Here is a 19,692-nt window from a genome sequence, read left to right on the forward strand (position 1 = left end):
TGGCCATGATCGGCGGCGTTCGCGCCACCGCGACACGCCGCGCAAGACCGACGTGACATTCGCGACATCGGGGTACGCGAGCCGCCACCCGGACGATTCACGGCAGGTTCCGGGCGTCCCTCGCAAGCGGTACCCCGGGCGCCCGGGCACGCGGGCGGACGGCCGCTGGACGGTCGCGCGCGGGTGACAGTCCGGGGTGGCGCGACAAGGCGGCGCGGGCTCGGTAACAATCGTCGACGTGACGACAGCTATCCATCAGCGCATCGCCTCGGAGCTCGGGGTACGGGAAGGGCAGGTCACCGCCGCGGTCGAGCTGCTCGACGGCGGGGCCACGGTGCCGTTCATCGCCCGCTACCGCAAGGAGGTGACCGGCACCCTCGACGACGCCCAGCTGCGCACCCTGGAGGAGCGCCTGGGCTACCTGCGGGAGCTGGAGGACCGGCGGGCCGCGGTGCTGGAGTCGATCCGCTCCCAGGGCAAGCTCGACGACGCCCTGGAGCAGCAGATCCTCGAGGCCGACACGAAGGCCCGGCTGGAGGACATCTACCTCCCGTTCAAGCCGAAACGGCGGACCAAGGCGATGATCGCCCGTGAGGCCGGCCTGGAGCCGCTGGCCGACGGTCTGCTGGGCGACCCCACCGTCGACCCGAAAGCGGCCGCTGCGGCGTTCGTGGACGCCGAGAAGGGGGTGGCCGACCCCCAGGCCGCCCTGGACGGCGCACGGGCCATCCTGATCGAGCGGTTCGCCGAGGACGCCGACCTGATCGGTGAGCTCCGGGAGCAGATGTGGACACGCGGCCGGCTGGTCGCCAGGGTGCGCGACGGCAAGCAGACCGACGGGGCGAAGTTCTCCGACTACTTCGACTTCGCCGAGCCGTACTCGAAGCTGCCCTCGCACCGCATCCTGGCGATGCTGCGCGGTGAGAAGGAGGATGTCCTCGACCTCACCATGGAGCCGCACCCCGAGGAGGACGAGGGCTACTTCGAGGGCCGCATCGCCGGGCGCAACGGCATCAGCGACCACGGCCGGGCCGGCGACAAGTGGCTCGTCGACACGGTCCGCTGGGCGTGGCGCACCCGGGTCCTCATCCACCTCGGCGCCGACCTGCGGGTCCGGCTGCGCGAGGCGGCCGAGGACGAGGCGGTTCGCGTGTTCGCCGCCAACCTGCGTGACCTGCTGCTCGCGGCGCCGGCCGGGACCCGTACCACCATGGGCCTTGACCCTGGTTTCCGCACCGGGGTGAAGGTCGCCGTGGTGGACGCGACCGGCAAGGTGGTCGCGACCGACACGATCTACCCGCACGTCCCGCAGAACAAGTGGGACGAGTCGATCCACCGGCTGGCCGCGCTGGCGTCGAAGCACAACGTCGAGCTGATCGCGATCGGCAACGGCACCGCGTCGCGGGAGACCGACAAACTGGCCACCGAGCTGATCAAGAAGCATCCGGAGGCGAAACTGACCAAGGTGGTCGTCTCCGAGGCGGGCGCGTCGGTCTACTCGGCGTCGGCGTACGCCTCGCAGGAGCTCCCGGGCCTGGACGTGTCGCTGCGCGGCGCGGTGTCGATCGCCCGCCGGCTCCAGGACCCCCTCGCCGAGCTGGTGAAGATCGACCCGAAGTCGATCGGGGTCGGCCAGTACCAGCACGACCTGTCCGAGGTGAAGCTGGCCCGCTCGCTGGACGCGGTGGTCGAGGACTGTGTGAACGGCGTCGGGGTGGACATCAACACCGCCTCCGCGCCGCTGCTGACCCGGGTCTCCGGGATCACCGCCGGCCTCGCCGAGAACATCGTGCTGCACCGCGACCAGAACGGCCCGTTCAAGAACCGCAAGGAGATCAAGAACGTGGCCCGGCTGGGCCCGAAGGCATTCGAGCAGTGCGCCGGCTTCCTCCGGATCCGGGACGGCGAGGACCCGCTCGACTTCTCCAGCGTGCACCCGGAGTCGTACACCCTGGTCCGGACGATCGCGGCGGACGCCGGATCGGACGTGAAGACGATGATCGGCAACAGCCCGCTGCTGAAGGGCATCCGGCCGGACAAGTTCGTCACCGACACGGTCGGCCTGCCGACCATCACCGACATCCTCAAGGAGCTGGAGAAGCCGGGCCGTGACCCGCGGCCGGCGTTCACCACGGCGACCTTCGCCGAGGGCGTCGAGAAGATCGCCGACCTGAAACCGGGCATGATCCTGGAGGGCCAGGTGACGAACGTGGCCGCGTTCGGCGCGTTCGTCGACATCGGCGTGCACCAGGACGGGCTCGTGCACGTGTCGGCGCTGTCCGACAAGTTCGTGCAGGATCCGCGCGAGGTGGTCAAGTCCGGTGACGTGGTGAAGGTCCGGGTGCTCGAGGTCGACCCGGTCCGCAAGCGGATCTCGCTGACCATGCGCCTGAGCGACGAGCCGAACAAGGGCCGTCAGCCGCGGGAGGACCGTGGCCAGGGCGGCGGCGGCCAGCGTGGCGGCGGGCAGCAGCGCGGCGGCGGCCAGGGCGGGCAGCGTCAGCCCCGGCAGGGCGGCGGCCAGCGTGGTGGCCAGGGCGGCGGTGGTGGCGGCGGTGGCAACAGCTTCGGCAACAGCGCCATGGCCGACGCGCTGCGCCGGGCCGGCCTGACCCGCGACTGACGAGTGGACGGCGGGAGGCCCGGCAGGCCTCCCGCTACTTCACGTCCCAGATCTCGATGTCGGTGTACGCCACCTCGTACGGCCCGTCCTCCGGCGCGTCGCGCTCGTTGTAGACGCCGAGCAGCACCCGGCCCGCCTGGAGCTCCGGCGCGGTCAGCGGGGCGCTGCCGATCAGGGCGCCGTCCCGGTACACCTCGACCTGGTCGCCGCGGGCGAGCAGGCCGATGCGGGCGCCCTCGCCGTTCAGCGCGATCGGCGCGTCACCGAGCGGGATGGTCTTGTCGACGGCGATCTTCCCGTCACCGTCCCGGTTGTGCACGCCGATGTAGATGTTGCGCTCGCAGATGCGGGCCTGGTAGCCGACCTGATCGTTGTTGCGGAACCAGATCGCCGCGCAGCTGTCCGGCGTGAGCAGGCGGACCGAGACCTCGACGCGCATGTCGGCCGGGATCCGGTCGAGCGGCCCCCGGCACTTGTAGGTCCCGGCCTGTTCCCGGCGCGCGACCAGCGCGTCGTCGAAGTAGCAGGTCGCGTTCTCCTCCGGATAGTCCTTGGCGCTCCACAGCGACGGCCGCCGCAGGGTGTCCTGGAGGCGTGGCAGCCCGGCCGGGGCGGAGACCGTGGCCGACGGGGCGGGCGACGCGGTGTGCCCGTCCTCAGCCTGGCTGCGGTTGTCGTTGCGCAGCTCCAGGGCCACCAGGACGGCGCCGGCGACCAGGGCCGACACGAAGACCCCGAGCAGCACCGGCATCGCCCAGCGGCGGCCCTGCCGGGGCGGGGAGGGCGGCGGCCCGGTCATGGTGTCGGCCGGCGGGGCGGAGATCGGCACGGTGACGATCGAGTTCTCGTCGTAGCCGACCAGCCCCGGCGGGATGGCCAGGGTCGGCAGGCTCACCGACGGGTCGCCGGCGACCCCGGTGACGGCCTGCGCCTCGACCGCGGCGGCCCGCAGGTCGGGCTGGTCGGCGAAGGCGGCGGCGGTGGCGGCCGGCCGCTGCTTGCCGGAGATCAGCAGGTCGAGCAGCTCCCGGGAGCTCGGCCGGTCGGCCGGGTCCTTCTCCAGCGCGTGGGCCACCAGGTCGCGCAGCGGGCCGCTCAGCCCGTCGAGTTTCGGCGGCTGGGTGAGGATGCGGGCCGCCATGGCCGGCGGCGAGTCGGCCCAGAACGGGGTCTGCCCGGTCCCCGCATAGGCCACCACGCTCCCCCAGGCGAACACGTCGGCGGCCGGGGTGAGCGGGGTGTCCTCGTCGGAGGAGAACCGCTCCGGCGCCATGTACGCCACCGTGCCGACCATCTGGTCGGTGCGGGTGTTGGCGCTGGTCGCCTCCATGGCCCGGGCGATCCCGAAGTCGATCACCTTGGGGCTGCCCGGCGCCAGCAGCACGTTGCGCGGCTTGAGGTCGCGGTGGATCACCCCGGCGCCGTGGATCGCGGTCAGCGCGGTCGCCACCCCGATCGCCACGCCGTGCAGGTTGGCGCTGGTCAGCGGCCCGCGCTGCTCGACCACCTCGGCCAGGGTGGGCCCGTCGACATACTCGACGACCAGATACGGCGAGTCGTGGTCGGGGTCGGCGTCGAGCACCTCGGCGGTGCAGAACGGCGGCACCTGCCGGGCCCGGTTGACCTCGCTGCGGAAACGCCGGCGGAACTCGTCGTCGTGGGCCAGGTCGGCGCGCACCATCTTGACCGCGACGAGCACCCCGCCACCGGTACGGGCCAGGTAGACCGTGCCCATGCCGCCCTCGCCGAGCCGGCCGATCAGCTCATACTCGCCGAGGGTCGGTGGATCGCCGGTGCGCAGCGGTTGTGTCCGCTCACCCGGCACTGAGCCGTCGACCATTCCGCTGCCCCCCGGAGCGCCCCCTTACGTATGCGCTCGCACTGTATAGGGCGCTGTCTCTTCCCGAATAGGCGGCGGCCTCATGGAGATCCCCGAGATGAGGATCGGGGCCATGCCCGATGCGGCCGGCCCCCTCCTGGCGACACCATGGAGTCATCAGTTCACCACCAGTGAAGGCAGGGATCCCCTCATGAACGCCGTGCACGACTCGCTCGCCCGTCAGGGCCTGGTTCGCCCGCAGGACGGCCGGATGATCGCCGGCGTCTGCGCTGGCCTCGGCCGCCGCTTCGGCATCGACCCGTGGATCGCCCGGATGCTGTTCGTGCTGATCCTCTTCGTCATCCCGGGCAGCCAGATCCTCGTCTACCCGATCGCCTGGATCCTGATGCCGTCGGAGAAGCCGGCCTGGCAGTCGCCCACCACGCCGACCACGTTCTAGGCGGTCAGCTCCTTGACCTTCCCGGTCAGCTGGAGATCGTCGAGGTACCCCTTGTAGGCGACCTTGCCGGTGCGGTCCAGCATCACGTACCAGCTCTGCTGGGCGATGCCGAACCGTTTCCACAGCTTGCCGGCCTTGTCGTTGAGGTGCGGGATCTTGGCGAGCTCGAAGTCGGCGACGAAGTCGTCCATCTCCGGCACGCTGCCGAGGCTCGCGATGCCGAGGATGCTCAGGCGGCCCGCGTACTCGTCATGGATGTCGGACAGCGACTGCGCCTCGCTGGCGCAGGTCGCGCACCAGGGCGCCCAGAACCAGAGGATGGCCGGCTTGCCGGCCATCGACGCGGCGTCGAACCTCTTGCCGTCCAGCGTGGTCCCGGTGAAGGTCAGCGTCTTCGGGACGGTCACCGCTTCCGCGGTGGCCGCCCCGGAGGCCGGAGGCGCGGCAGCGGCCGGGGACGGTCCGGCCGCCGGCGCCTCCGGGGACGCGTCCGGCGTGGTCCCGCACCCGGCTGCCGCGAGCGCGGCAGCCAGAGCAAGGGACAACATCAGCCGGGGTACGCGGGACCTGCTCATCACTTGGCCGGGGTGGGTTCGGTGAGCCGCAGCGCGAGCGCCGGGCACACGTTGACCGCCTTGCGGGCGCCGTCCTCGAGCCACGGCGGCAGCGGCGTCTGCGGGAACGCCGGGAAGCCGTTGTTGTCGAGCCGGATGATCTCCGGGGCGACCGCCGAGCACAGCCCGTGCCCGTCGCACCGCGACCAGTCGAGGGCCAGCTTGCGGGCACCTTTCTCAGCCGTGTAGGGCAGCGGCAGGATGCCACGGACCTGCTTGCCGCAGCCCTCGCCGTTGGCGTGCAGGAGGACGTCCTCCTTGAAGACCTCCAGCGCGGACAGCGCGAACCGGGACGAGCCGTCCGGGTGGCTGCACGCGCCACGGCCCTTGACCATGCCGGCCGCCTGCCGCACCTGCTCGACCGCGTTGCCGCCAAGCGACACCAGGGTGACCGCGCGGGCCAGGTCGGGCAGGCCGATCCGGCACGGGCCGCACTGGCCGGCCGACTCGCCGGCCAGGTACTGCACGACCTGGGCGACCTCGCCGACCGGGCAGGTCTTCGAGCCGATCGGGATGAGCATGCCGGCGCCCAGCGTGCCGCCGACCTTCGCGAACCCCTTCCGGGAGATGTTGATGGTCCTGGCCTGCTCGGCGGTGACCCACTTGCCGTGGTAACCGCCGACCAGCAGCCCCGGGCCCAGGTCGGCGCCGCACATCTCGAGCACCTCCATGAGCGGGGTGCCGGTGGGCGCCTCGACCACGGCCGGGGCGGTGGCGGAGCCGCCGACGGTCAGCATGACCGTGCCGGGCTCCTCCGGGATGCCGACCGAGTTGTACTCCCACGGGCCCAGCCGGGCCGCGATCGCCAGCTGCGAGTACGTCTCCGCGTTCGACAGCAGGGTGGGCAGGCCCATCACGCCGTTGTCGCTGGACCGGACCTTACGACCGGGCGGGATGTGCGCCTCGCCGTTGATCCCGCGGACCAGCGCACCGCCCTCACCGGAGATGAACCGGTGCGGCACCACGACGATCCGGGTCGGGCACGGCATCTTCCGCTCGGCCAGGGCGGCGGCGAGCGAGTTCTGGCCGACACCGTCGTCGGCGACGCCGATGACGATCTCCTCCGCGTCCAGGGCGGCGGCGGCCAGCGCCGCGCCGTCCAGGATCAGGTGCGGGCCACGGGTCAGGACCGCCTTGTCCTTCCACGACGGCGGCTCGCCCTCGGTGGCGTTGACCACGATCACCGGGGGCAGGTCCTGGCGGCGGCAGGAGTCGACCACCGCGCGCACCTTACGGGCGAACGGGAAGCCGGCGCCGCCGCGGCCACGCAGCTCGATGCGGTCGGCGAGGCCGATCAGCTCACCCGAGGAGAGCGCCGCGAACCCGCCGTGGACCTCCTGATGGGCCAGGAGGTCGAGACGGCCGTACTCGTCGAACCCCGCGGTGATGCGGGGCGTGCCGATGGCCGTGACCGGTGGAACCTGTGCCTCGCTCAATTCGTGTCCCTCGAGTCACCGCGGAGCTGGGAGAAGTAGCCGTCGTCGGCGTCGTCGCGGCCCCGGCGGCCGCCACGGCCGCCTTCGTCGCGGCGGTTCCGGCGGGAGCCGCTGTCCACCAGGGTGGGGCTGTCGTCGGCCGGGTAGGCCGGGCCGTCCGAGAAGTCGACGAACTCGCTGCGGCTCTGCCGGCGGGGGGCCGGCTCCTCGTAGCGGGGCTCGTCGTACCGCTCGCTCCGGGAACGCGGGGCGGGCTCCTCCTCGTAGCGGCCGCCACGACCGCGCGGGGCTTCCTCGTACTCGTCCTCGGCACGGCGGCGGCCACGGGGCCGCTCGTCGAACTCCGGCTCGCGGCGCCGGGCCCGGGGCGCGGGCTCGTCGTCCTCGAAGCGGCGCATCCGGGTGCCGGTCGCCTCGATGTCGTCGCGCCGCATCCGGGTGCCGGTGGCCTCCAGATCGTCACGGCGCATCCGGGTGCCGGTCGACTCCGCGTCGTCGCGGCGGCGGGGGCGCTGGGCCGGTTCGTCGTCCTCGTAGCGGCGGCCACGTCCACGGCCGTCGTCGTACATCTCCGAGCGGCCGCCACGGGAGCGCGGGGCGGGCTCGTCGTCGTACCGGTAGCGGTCGTCCTCGAGGTCGCGCCGCGACATCCGGGTCTGGGTGTCGTAACGCTCGTCGTCCTCGGCGGCCCGGCGCTGCCGGGGCGCGGGCGCCTCCAGCTCGGGCTGCCGGCGGCCACGGGGCGGGTAGTCCTCCTCGGCCGGCGCCGGGGCCGGGCTGACCGGCCGGGCGGCCGGGGCCGCGCTGACCTGGCGGGCCTGCGGTGCCGACGGCTGGTTCCAGGTCGGCGCGGACGGGCCGGTCGGCTGGTTCCAGGCCGGCGGGGCCATCGTCTGCGGCTCGGACCCGGCCGGGGCGAGCAGGTCGACGGCGGGCGCGCGGTTCGGGCGACGGATCGGCGCGGAGGCGGTGGGCAGCAGCTCGCCGGTCTCCTGCGTCCGGACCGCGCCGACACCGGCCGGCGAGGCGAAGTCCTTGCGGCGGTTCAGGCTCACCGACAGGCGGACGGCCAGACCGATCAGCACACCGAGCACACACACGATGTAGCTGACGACGACCCAGGTGGCCGCGGCCCGGCCGGCGCCGAGGCCGTGGAGCAGGGCGGTCGGCCAGATCAGGTAGGAGATCGCGTGGATGCCACGCCACATCCAGGGCCGGCCGCGGCCGATGAACCGGGCCCGGGCGAGACCGGACCACATCACCAGGACCATGACCCACCCGGAGAGGGTGCCCATGCCGATCCAGAGCTCACGCCCGTCCACCAGGAACGGGATGACGATGTCGATGACACCGATCTGGCCGTCGATGAACTTCGTCCACACGTGGATGAAGAGGCCGCTGACCGCGATCACGCCGGTGGTCCGGTGGGCCGACTGGAGCAGCACCCGCTGGCGGATGCTGAGCACCAGCCGGTCGGTGGCGACCAGGCCGACCATGATCGTGATCGAGAGCGACACCAGGGCGACGACGCCCATGTAGTACTTCAGGTATTCGTACAGGTACAGGTACGCGACCTTACCCGGCGTGGTCATCATCGCGACCGCCCACAGGGCGGCCAGGATGCTCAGGATGAGCAGGGCCACCGCGGACTTCGGCACCGGGCGGGTACCGGTGGATCCGACGTCGACCGGCACCCGGGTGGGGGCGTTGCTGTTCTTCGAGCGGGCCATGGACTCCTCGTTTTCCTTGGTGCGGTCACGTCCCGTGGGCGGTGGGACGCCGGCGTCCGTGGGGAACGCCCCGCGCTCAAGCGCTGCGCTGGACCCGGTCCCCGGCGATGCTTTCCCCTGCGCGCCGTGGTCCGTGTCCTCCCGGGATTACGTGCCAGGCCCGGGATCGGATGAACACCGACCGAACTTTTTGCGTAGTCGTTTGACCACCCTCCGCGCAGGCCTGCTGAACTGCGCAGACATGTCGGCGGTTGCTCGGTTAAGGAAAAAATAAGGGTATTGCCAGGAAGGATCCAGACCGGCCCCGACCATTCTGGCCACCGGATCCGGCGCCGGAAAATGAGTGTGACCCACGCCACTCTCTGAACCATTTGCGCGCGCGAGGCGAACTAAGTAGTGCGGGCGAATGCATCGAGCCGCCCCGGGGGAAGGGGAACCGTCATGCGTCACCGGATCACCGCGCTTGCCGGCGCGGTCGTCGCGGGCGCCGTCCTGCACACGCTGGCGCCGGCCGCACCCGCCGCCGCCGAGGTGCCGGGGTTCGACGTCCGGGTGACCGCACCCGACCGGTTCACCGTGACCCGACCCGCACAGACCGTGACCGCGGTCGTGACGTCGGAGAGCCGCCAGTGCCGCAAGGTCCGGTGGGTGCTGGTGGTGCGTACGCCTGTCGACGCCGAGCAGCTGCGGGTGACCCGTGTCGAGGAGGCCGGCGAGTTCGACACCAGCACCAGCACCGAGGGCGACACCACCACGATCATCGACGAGGACCTCGACCCGGGCACGCTGTGCCGGGGCCGCACGGTGACCGGCCGCTGGCAGATCTCCTTCGACGGGCCGGACGGCGGTGACGTGCGGTTCGAGGCGCGGGCGTTCGACCAGCAGGAGACCCTGCTGACCACGGCGGCCGCGTCGGCCGAGATCCGTGGTGAGCGGGCCGTCAGCCCGTCGCCCGAGCCCTCCGAGTCGCCGGACGGCGAGGACGAGGAGTCCGCCGGGGACGCCGGCGACGAGGGGAACGACGAGGGGACGGCGATCGTCCCGCCCACCGACGACACCCCGGCCGCCCTGGTGGCCGACCAGACCTCACTGCTCGGGCCCGGCCTGATCGTCGGCGGCATCTGCGTGTTCCTCGGGGTGCTGCTGCTCCTCCGGCTGCGGACCCGGTCCCGGGTGGCCCGGGTCGAGGAGCAGACCCTGCCGACCGGGTTCTACCAGATGCCACCGCGCCGGTAGGAGCACTTCCTCCGGGTGAAATCCCCGCCGGACGGGACGCGCACGGCGCTGCGGCGTTTAGCGTGATGGCGCAGCGTCACCGTCCATAGGGGAGGACCCGTGGCTCAGCGCCCGTCTGCCGTACGCAACCTCGCCCATCGCCCGGCCCGGGCCGCCGCCGCGTTCGGCGCCCTCGCCGTCGTATCCGTCGCGGTGCCGGCCGGGGTGTCCTTCGCCGGCACCGACCAGGCCCCGCCCGCATCGCCGGCGCCCGTCGCGCACGAGGCCGGGCACGGCGTCGACCCGCGGGTGCCGGCCGAGCTGGCCCCGCCCGCCGGGCATGTGCTGCACGCCGTGCTCAAGGCCCGGGGTGTGCAGGTCTACGAATGCCGGTCCGGCGCCTGGACGCTGCTCGAACCGGCCGCCTCCCTCACCGGCGTCACCGTGCGTCAGGTCAAGAAGGTCAGCGCCCTGCACTTCCGCGGCCCGAGCTGGCTGTCGGACCAGGACGGCTCCCTGCTGGAGGGCGACCCGGAAGGCGTCGTGCGGGCTCCCTCGGAGAGCCCCGGCAGCATCCAGCAGCTGCGGATCAAGGCCAAGGCCAACCGCGGCGGCGGTACGTTCGGCAAGGTCACCTACGTGCAGCGGATCGACACGGTCGGCGGGCTGGCGCCGGCCGGAACGTGCACGGGCGGGACGATCGCGGCGCCGTACCGGGCGGTCTACCGGTTCTTCGTGGCGGCCTGACTCTCCGTCACGACCGGGAGGAATTCGCGCGCCGCCTCGACCAGGCCCTCGGGGTCGTCGGCGTGGAAGCGGACGGTGCCGGCGGGCTGCCCCTTGGCCTTGCGGACCGGCAGCACGAGGGGTTCGGTGAGGCGCACGTCGATGCTCGTCTGACTGGCCATGCCGAGGGCGAGCACGCCGTCCTCGAGCTGGGTCTGGCCGCCCGGCGGCATCGAGCGGCGGCGCACCTCGATCGCCGCGATCCGGTCCCAGCCGATGGCGACGTCGAGGGTGAGGCTGTTACGGATGCGCAGCCCGGACGGGCCGACCAGGTGCGGGTGCACGACAATGCTGGCGTAGAGCCCGAACATCCAGATCAGGCCGTAGACGCCGGCGAAGAGCAGGACGTTCGCGACGGGCTCCCACGGAATCATCAGCTCCAGGATCGGGATCTCGATCGCGGAGACGACGATGAAGGCGATGAGGATCATCCGGACCGCGCCGATGTACCCGAACCGGGTGGCGCCCGGCTCGACCGGGACCGGCCGCCGCAGGATCCAGCGGAACAGCGCCGCCCACAGCCGCAGCTCGTAGACGACCACGAATCGCGCGAGTGCCCATACCTTCGTCACGGCCACCACGGTAGGTCACGATGCACTTGTATTGCAATAGCACTGCCGGCCGGTGCTGAGCACCGGCCGGCAGCTACTGCGGGTCCGCTCAGAGAGCGGGGTAGGCGTTCGCCATCAGCTGCGCGAACTGCGCGGGGAACCAGGCGCCCGAGATCGGGGCGTCGGCCAGCGCGCCGGACATGCTGTTGCCGTTACGGGCGTTACCGGCGTAGGCCGGGTCGCACATCTGGTCGAAGCCCTTGCCCTCGTTGTTCGGGATGAGCTTGCTGGAGCCGTCCGACTCGCCCGGCGGCTTCACCCAGACGTAGGCGTCGATACCGGAGGCCGGGGCCGCGGTGGGACGCTCGCCCAGACCGGCGCCGGACTGGTTGCACCAGTTGCCGGCGTGGATCCGGCGGTCGATGCGCGACTCGTTGACGAAGGTGTCGACGTTGGTGCTGGTGCTCGCCGCGGTGGGCCGGGCCGAACCGCCCCAGCCGTTGCGGGAGGTGTCGATCAGCATGCCGATGCCGGAGTCGAAACCGACCGAGACCAGCTTGGCCCGGAAGGCCTGCGCGAAGGACAGCTCGTCGACGTACTGGTTCCAGTCCACCCACTTCGACTGGCGCACCGAGGTGCCGTTGACCGAGGAGCCGATCGTGAAGAAGGTCTCCTTCAGCGCCGAGTAGTTGGCCGTATTGGTGATGAAGCCGTGCACGTTCTTCACGTTGCCGGAGGCCTGGGCCGCCTGCAGCATGATGTCGGCGGTCGGGCCGAAGTTCGAGTCCCAGCCGATCCAGCCGTGGTGGGCGGCGTCGACGTAGTTGTAGACGTTGCCGATCGCGCCGAGCTTGTTCAGGGCGTAACCGATGCCCTGCACGTACCCGCCGTTGGCCTTCATCGTGTCGCAGGCCGCGGTCGCGCCGGCGGCGCTACCGACGTTGGTCACCAGGTTCGGCAGCGAGTCGATCTCGACGACGTTGATGATCCGCAGGTTCTTGTACTTCGCGTCCGCCTGGATCGCCGCGATCGGGTCGATGTACTCGGTCTTGTAACGCGGAAGTTCGGTCGGGCCGAGCTCACCGTTGGAGGCGAGCGCCGCGCAGTCCCGGCCGGGCAGGTTGTAGATGACGAACTGGATGTAGCCGGCGCCCTGGGCCAGAGCCGCGTCCAGGTGGGCACGCACGCCCATCGCGCCGTTCGAGCTGCTGTCGGTGCTGCCGTTGATGGCGGCGATCCGGTCGATCCAGACCGCGGTCGGGTTGTTGGAGACCCGGCTGCCGCCGGACACCGACTCGGCCTTGGCCTTCCACTCCGGGTTCACGTAGCCCTTGGCCCCGGCGTACGGGTTGTCGACCTTGATACCAGGCGTCACCGAGGTCGACGGCGAGGGGGATGTCGACGGGGAGGTGGAGGTCGACGGCGACGTGGAGGTCGACGGCGAGGTGGACGGCGAGCCGGTCGAGCCGTTGCAGACCGTGCCGTTGAGCGAGAACGACGCCGGAGCGGCGTTCGTGCCCGAGTAGTTGGCGTTGAAGCCGAAGTTCGCCGTGCCGTTGGTGGCCAGCGACGCGGACCAGCTCGGGTTGGTGGCCGTGACGGCCGTCCCGGACTGGGTGATGTTGGCGCTCCAGCCCTGGGTGATCTGCTGGTTGCCGGCCCAGGTCCAGGTGACTCGCCAGCCGCCGGAGATGGCGTCGCCGAGGTTGGTGACGGTGACGTTGCCGGTGAAGCCGGTGCTCCACGAGTTGGCCGAGTAGGTGACGCTGCAACCGGCGGCGGCACTGGCGCTCGTCGCGACGGTGATGGCGCCGCCGGCGGCGACGACGCCCACGGCAGCGGCTGCCGCCAGGGCCCGTGCGCGGGTGGGGATGGGTCTCATGAGGGCTCCTCGAGACGGGGACGGCGTGGGAGCACGCCGGGGAACGGTCGGCAACACATCGGTGGGGATCGTTGGCCGATATGGACAGCATTCCATGGGAGCGCTCCCAGCGCAATCATTCCGAAACAGGAGGGCAATCGAGAGTTCATGACGCAACATCGTGGCCGGTCACGGCCATAGTGAGGCGTGACGATCCAGCGCGAGAACCCGTGGCGGGACGGCGACGAGGACGCGTTCGCCGCCGTCTTCGACCGCCATTCCCGAGCCGTCTACAACCACGCCTTCCGGTTGACCGGCTCGTGGTCGGTGGCCGAGGACGTGACATCGGCGACCTTCCTGACCGCCTGGCGGCGGCGCGCGGAGGTACGCCTGGTCGACGGCTCGCCGCTGCCCTGGCTGCTGGTCACGGCCGGCCATCACGCCCGCACCGAACAGCGGACCCTCACCCGCTGGCGGCACCGGCTGTTCCGGGCCCCCGGCGACGACACGGTGGCCGACCCGGCCGACGACGTGGCGGGCCGCCTCGACGACGAGACCCGGATGCGGGAGGTGCTCGCGGCGATCCGCAGCCTCCCCCGCGCCGAACGCGAGGCGGTCGCCCTCTGCCTGTGGTCCGGCCTCTCCTATCCGGAGGCGGCCGCGGCGCTGGGCGTCACCGAGTCGTCGGTCCGGAGCCGGGTGAGCCGGGCCCGCTCCCGCCTGTCACGGCAGCTCACCCCCGGCTCCCCCGTCCGCCCCGGCACCGACACCCCGGACGCCGGCCGAAACCCTCCCACCCAGACCAACACCGGCGGCCGCACCCCTCTCAACCGGACCACTACCGGCGGCCATACCCCTCCCGCCCAGACCACTAACAGCGGCCGCACCCCTCCCGCCCAGACCACTAACAGCGGCCGCACCCCTCCCACCCGGACCACTACCGGCGGCCATACCCCTCCCGCCCAGACCACCACCGGCAGCGGTGCTCCTGCCCGCGCGGCGGGCGCTGTCGGCCGTACCCCTGCTGTCGAGGTTGCCGCCTGTGGCCGTACCCCATCTGAGGAGCCGAAATGATCGACCAGCTGGAGCCGCCCGCGGAGCGGGAGCTGACGCCTGCTCGCGCCGCCCGGATGCGGGCCCGCCTGCGCCGGGAGATGGCCGCGCCGGTCCGCCCGCGCCGGACCGGACGGCTCACTCTCGCCGGTGTGGCGACCCTGGCCGCCGCGGCGGCCGTCGCTGTGCCCCTGCTGCGGACCGGGGACGCGCCGGACACCGTGGCGATGGGGCCGGGCGAGCTGGACCGGCCGCTGAGCAGGGAGATCGCCGCCTGCCTGAACGGCTATCCGGACGCGGCGATGTTCGAGCGCGGGGCCCGTTTCCCGGTGACCGAGGACGATCTGGCCGTCGCGGTTCATCACGGCCGGCGCACCACAGCGGTGTTCCTCACCGAACGTGGTTATGTCGCGTGTGAGCGCACCGAGGGCCTGCTGCCCGGCGGCGAACCGACAGGCGGTCTCTCGATCGAGGAGTGGAACGGCACCCGGAACTGGCTGCCCGGACCGGTCCAGCTCCTGATGCGGACGTCCACCGAGATCGACTCGGGCGCGGTCGACGCATCCGGGCGGGTCAGTTCCCGTGTCTCCCGGATCGAACTCGAGCACGGCGACGGCCGGACCACCGCGGCCCGGATCTCGGGCGGCACGTTCGGCCTGGTCAGCAGGACCGAGGTGGACCGGGACGCAGCCCTGGTCGCCTACGGCCCGCAGGGGGCGGAGATCTGGCGGCGGCCGTTCTTCGAGCCCGATCCGGACACCGGCCGTTGCTGGAGCGATCCGGCCGGGAACGTCGTCTATCCTCCACTTCTTCCGAAAAGGGACGAGGAGGGATCAACCACCGCCCCGCCCGGAGAGTGCCTGACGGCCGAGCCCTGGAAACCCTGACCGGCTGGACGTGCGGGATGCCCGGGCCGGCCCGCACGATCAGCCGGGAACCCGGGGCGGCGAGGCGCTGAGACGGGTCAGGAGAGTGGTCAGGGTGGCATCGGCTGCGGACGGGAGCAGCTCGGCGGCGTGCCCGAAACGGGCGTGGTGGGCGTACGGATTGGGAATGGCGACGCACCGCAACCCGGCAGCCATCGCGGCCGAAACGCCGTGCGGGGTGTCCTCGAAGGCTATCGCCGCTTCCGGCGGCAGGCCGAGACGGTCCAGCGCCAGCCGGTAGACCGCCGGGTCCGGTTTGTGCGCCGCAACCTCGTCGCCGCAGGCCAGGACCTCGAAACGGGCCAGGTCACCGGTCCGCGCCAGGTGGCCGGCCACCCATTCGCGCCGCGAGCTGCTCGCCACCGCGAGCCGCAACCCGAGGCCTTCGGCCTCCCGCAGCCAGTCGGCCAGGCCGGCGGTCAGGCCCAGGGTGCGATGTCTTTCATTGCGGTACGCGGTACGCCTGGCGTGGCTGGCAGCCCTGTCGAATCCTGGCCCGGCCGCCGCCGCGAGCAGCGCATACTGGTCGTCGGTGGTGTCCCCGCCATGATCAGCGAAGAACGTCGCCTCGTCCAATCGGAGGCCGTGCCGGCTCCATTCGGCGCGCCAGCTGTCCAGGAGGGTGGTCTCGGTGTCCATCAGGAGCCCGTCGAAGTCGAAGATCAGCGCCTTGATCACCATCCGGGGATTATGAACGGCACCCGAGCGCACCCGATTTGCGACCTCGCATCAGCCGTTCGCGGCTCAACCGGGACCCTGAGGTGCCGACCCTAGTGCCATGAGCGTGGGCAGCGAGATGCACACAGCCGGTCCCGGGTTGGAAGGGGCCGGCGACGACATGACGCCAGACCGGCAGGGGCTGATTTTGGCCGAGCTGGTGGCGTTCATGACGAAGGACACCCCGTCGGTGCAGCATGTGCTGGACCTGACGGCGCCGCACCTGACGGAGATCGCCGGGCTGACCGCGGCCACCGTCTTCGAGCTCGACTCGGAGACCGGCATGATGACCGTCAGCGCGCGGGTCGGTGAACCGGGCCGGCGGGACCATCTGGTCGCCGGCAAGGTCTTCCGGGCGCCGGCCGGTGGCAAGCCGGTCGTCAACGGCGAGCAGATGGCGATCCGCCTGCGCATCGGCGGGCAGACCGTCGGTGTGCTCCTGCTGACCGGCACCGCCCTGGACGAGCTCCAGCTCGACACCATCTCCACGATGGCACTGCACTTCGCGACCACCCTGCAGGGGCTGGCCGCCGAGAAGCAGCGGCAGTTCGTCGCGCACAGCAGCGCCACCATCCGGGAGCTGTTCGAGCAGGGCATGTCGGCCGGCAACGTGGAGACCGCCGCCGAGCTGCTGGCCCGGTCGTGTGCCACCGCGTTCCGCACCGAGCACGCCGCGATGCACCTCATCGACGGCGAGGGGCGGATCCGGTACGTGCACGGGGTCGGTTTCTCCGACGACGTCCACCGGGCGCTCACCGACAACCTGCTCGGCAAGACCGCGGCTGATTCCCCGGTCTGGCGGAACACCTCCGAAAAGGGTGAGCCGATGCTGGTCAGCGACGTCAGCGCGGCCAAGGTGCGGGCCGGCGGGATGGCGCAGACCATCGGGTTGCAGTCGTTCATCGCGATGCCGCTGATGTCCGCGCAGGGCCCGGTCGGCATGGTGATGTGCGGCGACTCCAGCGGCACCCGCGAATGGAGCGCCCAGGACCGGATCTTCGCCCAGCAACTCGGCGTCGAAGGCACCCTGATCATGGACAGCGCCCGGATGCGGCAGGCCGCCGAGGTGCACATGAACGAGCTGACCAAGCAGGCGTTCCACGACTCGCTGACCGGGCTGCCCAACCGCAAGATGCTCCTCGACCGGGCCACCACGGCCGTCGAGATAGCCGCCGCGACCGGCACCCGGATGGCGTTGCTGCTGCTCGACCTGAACGGGTTCAAGCAGGTCAACGACACTGTCGGTCACCACGCCGGCGACGTGCTCCTGCAACTGGTGGCCAAGCGGCTCCAGGGGGTCGTCAGGCGGCCCGACCTGGTCGCACGGCTCGGTGGCGACGAGTTCTCGGTGCTGCTCACCGGCGACCCGGACGAGCAGGCGGCGATCGGCGTCGGCGACCGCATCTGCGAACGGCTCCGCGAGCCGTTCGACATCGAGGGCGCGCCGGTACGGATCGGGGCCAGCATCGGGGTGGCGCTCTTCCCCGATCACGGCACCGAGTTCGCGGTCCTGATGCGCGAGGCGGACGCCTACATGTACCAGGCGAAACGCGGCGGCGGCGGAGTCCGGCTGGCCGGCAGCTGAGGCGCGGCCGTCCCTGCGGTCCCCGGCCCCTGTTTCCGGGGCCGGGTCCCGGCGCCGGCTTCCGCGGCCGGGCCGGCCCCGGATTCGGTGAGCGGGCTGATGCCGGCTTCCGCAGCCGGGCCGGTCGCGGATTCGGTGAGCGGGCTGATGCCGGCTTCCGCGGCCGGGCCGGTCGCGGATTCGTGGCCGGGCCGGGGCCGGGTTTCGCGCGGACGCGCCGCCAACCCGTCAGAAGCGGCGAAAGGTCCTTCCTGGACTGGTAGTTTTCGGGCTGAAACAACCCGAAACGACCCCACGGGGAGGAAATAGTGGGCAGTACCCGCTTGCTCACGATCGGCACCACGCTGGTCGTCGCGCTGGCCGGTTCGGCGCCGGCCGTGGCGGCGCCACCGCCAGCGAAGACGGAGATCCAGACCGGCATGGAGTTCACTGCCGGGCCGGACGAGACGACACCCGGCGGTCAGGTCGTCCTCAGCGGCTGGGCGGGGATCGAGGGCCGGACCACAGGCAACGCCGGCCGGGTGGAGTTCTTCTTCCGCAAGAAGCCCACCGACCCGAAGGTGCCCATCGGCACGACCGAGGCCGGCAGCTCGGGCAAATTCCGCTACACGGCGAAGGCCACCGTCAGCGGGGAGTACAGCGCCCATTACAAGCACCGGAAACTGGCCATCACCGCGGACGGCACCGACTCGCTGAACGTCTACGTCGACCGGCCGGTGGACCGGTTCCTCTACTCGTGGACGGCCGAGTCGCTGTCGTGCCTGCCCACCTGCACGGCCGAGGGCCCGGAGCAGTTCGTCAGCGCCACCCCGATCAAGGTCAAACTGACCCGGGAGTGCCTGCGCCCCAAGTCGGGCGGCCGGATCGGTTTCACCGCCGACCCGGAGAACGCCTACCCGGCCGGCGCTCCCGGCTGGCGCGACTTCCCGGACGGCGAGGGGCCGACCGAGTTCGAGCTGAACCCGGGCATCACCCACGGCCACTTCTACCTGGAGTGGACCAGCGGCGCGCCGGCCGGCGACGCGGAACTCACCGCCTGCAACCTGTCCTTCAGCGCCACCCAGCAGCACGTGGAGCGCCAGTACATCTGAACGCCGGCCGGCGGTGGCGGCCCGGCCCGATCCGGGCGGCCGCCGCCGTCGCCGCTTCCGCGCGCCGTCCGTCACACGAAGGCTCCGTGACCGGTGATGGCCCGGCCCACGATCAGGGAGTTGATCTCCCGGGTGCCCTCGTAGGAGTACAGCGCCTCGGCGTCGGCCACGAACCGGCCGATGTCGTAGTCGAGGACGATGCCGTTGCCGGCCAGCAGCTCACGGGCCCAGCCGACCACCTCGCGCATCCGGGTGGTGCAGTAGGCCTTGGCCAGCGCCGAGTGCTCGTCCTTGTAGACGCCGGCGTCCTGGAGCTGGGCCAGCCGCACACACATCCCGAGTGAAGCGGTCGCATTGCCGGCCATCCGCACCAGCAGGTCCTGGACCAGCTGGAACTTGGCGATCGGACGGCCGAACTGCTTGCGCTCACCGGCGTAGCGCAGCGCGATCTCGTAGGCGGCGATCATCAGGCCGACCGCCTGCCACGCCACTCCGGCCCGGGTCGCCCGCAGCACCCGGGCGGTGTCCTTGAACGAGCCGGCGAGCTGGAGCCGGTCGGACTCCGGCACCCGGACCCCGGCCAGTTCGATGTCGGCGTTCTGCACGATCCGCAGCGCGATCTTGTGCTCGATCCTGGTGGCGGTGAACCCGGGCGCGTCCTTCCCCACCACGAACCCCTTCACCTGGCTGTCGGCCTCGTCGCGGGCCCACACCACGATCAGGTCGGCGAAGGTGGCGTTGCCGATCCAGCGTTTCCGGCCGTTGAGCACCCAGGTGTCACCCTCCCGCCGGGCGGTGGTGCGCAGGCCGGCCGCCACGTCCGAGCCACCGGTCGGCTCGGTCAGCGCGAACGCCCCGATCCGGTCGAACGACGCCATCGGGCCCAGCCAGCGCTCCTTCTGCTCCGGCGAGCCGAGCTCCTGGATGCTGCCCATCGCGAGGCCGGCGTGCACCCCGTAGAAGGTGGCCATCGAGGCGTCGGCGCGGCCCATCTCCAGGGCGAGCCAGCCGTCGAGCAGCGACGACCGTTCCACCCCGGCCAGGCCCAGCCCAGCGAACTGCTTGATCAGGTGGGACGGGAACTCGGCCCGCGCCCAGTATTCGTTGGCGATCGGCGAGACCTCGGCCGAGAGGAACTCGCGCACCCGGTGGACGGTCGCGGCCTCCTCATCCGATAGGAGGTCCTGAAAGGCGTAAAGATCTCCGGCGAGCATATTTGCGTACC

The 19,692-nt window shown here is 71.6% G+C and carries 16 protein-coding genes; 8 read left to right on the plus strand and 8 right to left on the minus strand.

The annotated features are described in order from the left end of the window. Positions 1-238: 238 nt before the first annotated feature. Positions 239-2,623, plus strand: a complete 2,385-nt coding sequence (locus AB0E94_RS43090) for a Tex family protein (RefSeq protein WP_360339055.1) — start codon at positions 239-241, stop codon at positions 2,621-2,623. 34 nt (positions 2,624-2,657) lie between these two features. Here the strand turns inward: AB0E94_RS43090 and AB0E94_RS43095 are convergent, their stop codons facing one another. Continuing rightward, positions 2,658-4,463, minus strand: coding sequence for a serine/threonine-protein kinase (locus tag AB0E94_RS43095; protein WP_360339058.1), 1,806 nt, complete (start codon positions 4,461-4,463; stop codon positions 2,658-2,660). A gap of 190 nt (positions 4,464-4,653) precedes the next feature. Here AB0E94_RS43095 and AB0E94_RS43100 point away from each other — a divergent pair, with 190 nt between their 5' ends. Next, entirely contained in the window at positions 4,654-4,902 is a 249-nt protein-coding gene (locus tag AB0E94_RS43100; protein ID WP_360339061.1) for a PspC domain-containing protein, read from the plus strand. On the opposite strand, the gene AB0E94_RS43105 is transcribed toward AB0E94_RS43100, so the two are convergent. Genes AB0E94_RS43105 through AB0E94_RS43115 form a run of 3 tightly spaced genes read right to left on the minus strand, consistent with a single transcriptional unit; the run spans position 4,899 to position 8,682 of the window. After that, complete coding sequence (locus AB0E94_RS43105) at positions 4,899-5,477, minus strand: redoxin domain-containing protein (RefSeq protein WP_360339063.1); 579 nt, start codon at positions 5,475-5,477, stop codon at positions 4,899-4,901. The two genes, AB0E94_RS43100 and AB0E94_RS43105, sit on opposite strands and share 4 nt — an antisense overlap. Continuing rightward, on the minus strand, positions 5,477-6,952 hold the full coding sequence (locus AB0E94_RS43110; protein ID WP_317792094.1) for an NADH-quinone oxidoreductase subunit NuoF family protein: 1,476 nt from the start codon (positions 6,950-6,952) through the stop codon (positions 5,477-5,479). The genes AB0E94_RS43105 and AB0E94_RS43110 overlap by 1 nt, the downstream gene beginning before the upstream one ends. Further along, on the minus strand, positions 6,949-8,682 hold the full coding sequence (locus tag AB0E94_RS43115) for a translation initiation factor III (protein ID WP_360339066.1): 1,734 nt from the start codon (positions 8,680-8,682) through the stop codon (positions 6,949-6,951). Before AB0E94_RS43115 ends, AB0E94_RS43110 begins: the two co-directional genes overlap by 4 nt. 441 nt (positions 8,683-9,123) lie before the next feature. Here AB0E94_RS43115 and AB0E94_RS43120 point away from each other — a divergent pair, with 441 nt between their 5' ends. Beyond that, positions 9,124-9,918, plus strand: a complete 795-nt coding sequence (locus AB0E94_RS43120) for a hypothetical protein (RefSeq protein ID WP_360339069.1) — start codon at positions 9,124-9,126, stop codon at positions 9,916-9,918. Positions 9,919-10,017: 99 nt separating this feature from the next. Further along, positions 10,018-10,644 carry a DUF3455 domain-containing protein gene (locus AB0E94_RS43125; RefSeq protein WP_360339072.1) on the plus strand — a complete coding sequence of 209 codons (627 nt, stop codon included), beginning with the start codon at positions 10,018-10,020 and terminating at the stop codon, positions 10,642-10,644. Here the strand turns inward: AB0E94_RS43125 and AB0E94_RS43130 are convergent. Next, positions 10,620-11,255 carry a hypothetical protein gene (locus tag AB0E94_RS43130; protein ID WP_360339075.1) on the minus strand — a complete coding sequence of 212 codons (636 nt, stop codon included), beginning with the start codon at positions 11,253-11,255 and terminating at the stop codon, positions 10,620-10,622. The genes AB0E94_RS43125 and AB0E94_RS43130 overlap by 25 nt on opposite strands. An 88-nt stretch (positions 11,256-11,343) precedes the next feature. Beyond that, positions 11,344-13,116: a glycoside hydrolase family 6 protein gene (locus tag AB0E94_RS43135; protein WP_360339078.1), complete on the minus strand. Its 1,773-nt coding sequence runs from the start codon at positions 13,114-13,116 to the stop codon at positions 11,344-11,346. 186 nt (positions 13,117-13,302) lie between these two features. Between AB0E94_RS43135 and AB0E94_RS43140 the strand changes: the two genes are divergently transcribed. Beyond that, entirely contained in the window at positions 13,303-14,169 is an 867-nt protein-coding gene (locus tag AB0E94_RS43140; RefSeq protein ID WP_360339081.1) for an RNA polymerase sigma factor, read from the plus strand. Beyond that, positions 14,166-15,035 (plus strand): hypothetical protein, encoded by an 870-nt coding sequence (locus AB0E94_RS43145; RefSeq protein WP_360339084.1) that lies wholly within the window; start codon positions 14,166-14,168, stop codon positions 15,033-15,035. The genes AB0E94_RS43140 and AB0E94_RS43145 overlap by 4 nt, the downstream gene beginning before the upstream one ends. Before the next feature lie 39 nt (positions 15,036-15,074). Here the strand turns inward: AB0E94_RS43145 and AB0E94_RS43150 are convergent, their stop codons facing one another. Further along, positions 15,075-15,755, minus strand: coding sequence for an HAD-IA family hydrolase (locus AB0E94_RS43150; protein WP_360339087.1), 681 nt, complete (start codon positions 15,753-15,755; stop codon positions 15,075-15,077). A gap of 97 nt (positions 15,756-15,852) precedes the next feature. Here AB0E94_RS43150 and AB0E94_RS43155 point away from each other — a divergent pair, with 97 nt between their 5' ends. Together AB0E94_RS43155 and AB0E94_RS43160 are read left to right on the plus strand one after the other, a co-directional pair. Further along, complete coding sequence (locus AB0E94_RS43155; RefSeq protein ID WP_360339090.1) at positions 15,853-17,376, plus strand: diguanylate cyclase; 1,524 nt, start codon at positions 15,853-15,855, stop codon at positions 17,374-17,376. Positions 17,377-17,684: 308 nt separating this feature from the next. Beyond that, the gene (locus tag AB0E94_RS43160) at positions 17,685-18,467 is read left to right on the plus strand and encodes a hypothetical protein (protein ID WP_360339093.1); all 783 of its coding nucleotides are present in this window, start codon (positions 17,685-17,687) and stop codon (positions 18,465-18,467) included. Positions 18,468-18,538: 71 nt separating this feature from the next. Here AB0E94_RS43160 and AB0E94_RS43165 read toward each other — a convergent pair whose 3' ends face one another. Then, entirely contained in the window at positions 18,539-19,681 is a 1,143-nt protein-coding gene (locus tag AB0E94_RS43165; RefSeq protein ID WP_360339096.1) for an acyl-CoA dehydrogenase family protein, read from the minus strand. Between the last annotated feature and the right edge of the window lie 11 nt (positions 19,682-19,692).

Origin of the sequence: Actinoplanes sp. NPDC026670, from assembly GCF_040638175.1 — a bacterium.
In the GTDB taxonomy this organism is placed as follows: domain Bacteria; phylum Actinomycetota; class Actinomycetes; order Mycobacteriales; family Micromonosporaceae; genus Actinoplanes.

Excerpts from the sequence above, each read along its gene's own strand:
- AB0E94_RS43145 (WP_360339084.1), top strand. The coding sequence starts at position 14,166 with ATGATCGACCAGCTGGAGCCGCCCGCGGAGCGGGAGCTGACGCCTGCT.
- AB0E94_RS43115 (WP_360339066.1), bottom strand. The coding sequence starts at position 8,682 with ATGGCCCGCTCGAAGAACAGCAACGCCCCCACCCGGGTGCCGGTCGAC.
- AB0E94_RS43155 (WP_360339090.1), top strand. The coding sequence starts at position 15,853 with ATGAGCGTGGGCAGCGAGATGCACACAGCCGGTCCCGGGTTGGAAGGG.
- AB0E94_RS43105 (WP_360339063.1), bottom strand. The coding sequence starts at position 5,477 with ATGAGCAGGTCCCGCGTACCCCGGCTGATGTTGTCCCTTGCTCTGGCT.
- AB0E94_RS43135 (WP_360339078.1), bottom strand. The coding sequence starts at position 13,116 with ATGAGACCCATCCCCACCCGCGCACGGGCCCTGGCGGCAGCCGCTGCC.
- AB0E94_RS43095 (WP_360339058.1), bottom strand. The coding sequence starts at position 4,463 with ATGGTCGACGGCTCAGTGCCGGGTGAGCGGACACAACCGCTGCGCACC.
- AB0E94_RS43150 (WP_360339087.1), bottom strand. The coding sequence starts at position 15,755 with ATGGTGATCAAGGCGCTGATCTTCGACTTCGACGGGCTCCTGATGGAC.
- AB0E94_RS43120 (WP_360339069.1), top strand. The coding sequence starts at position 9,124 with ATGCGTCACCGGATCACCGCGCTTGCCGGCGCGGTCGTCGCGGGCGCC.
- AB0E94_RS43165 (WP_360339096.1), bottom strand. The coding sequence starts at position 19,681 with ATGCTCGCCGGAGATCTTTACGCCTTTCAGGACCTCCTATCGGATGAG.
- AB0E94_RS43100 (WP_360339061.1), top strand. The coding sequence starts at position 4,654 with ATGAACGCCGTGCACGACTCGCTCGCCCGTCAGGGCCTGGTTCGCCCG.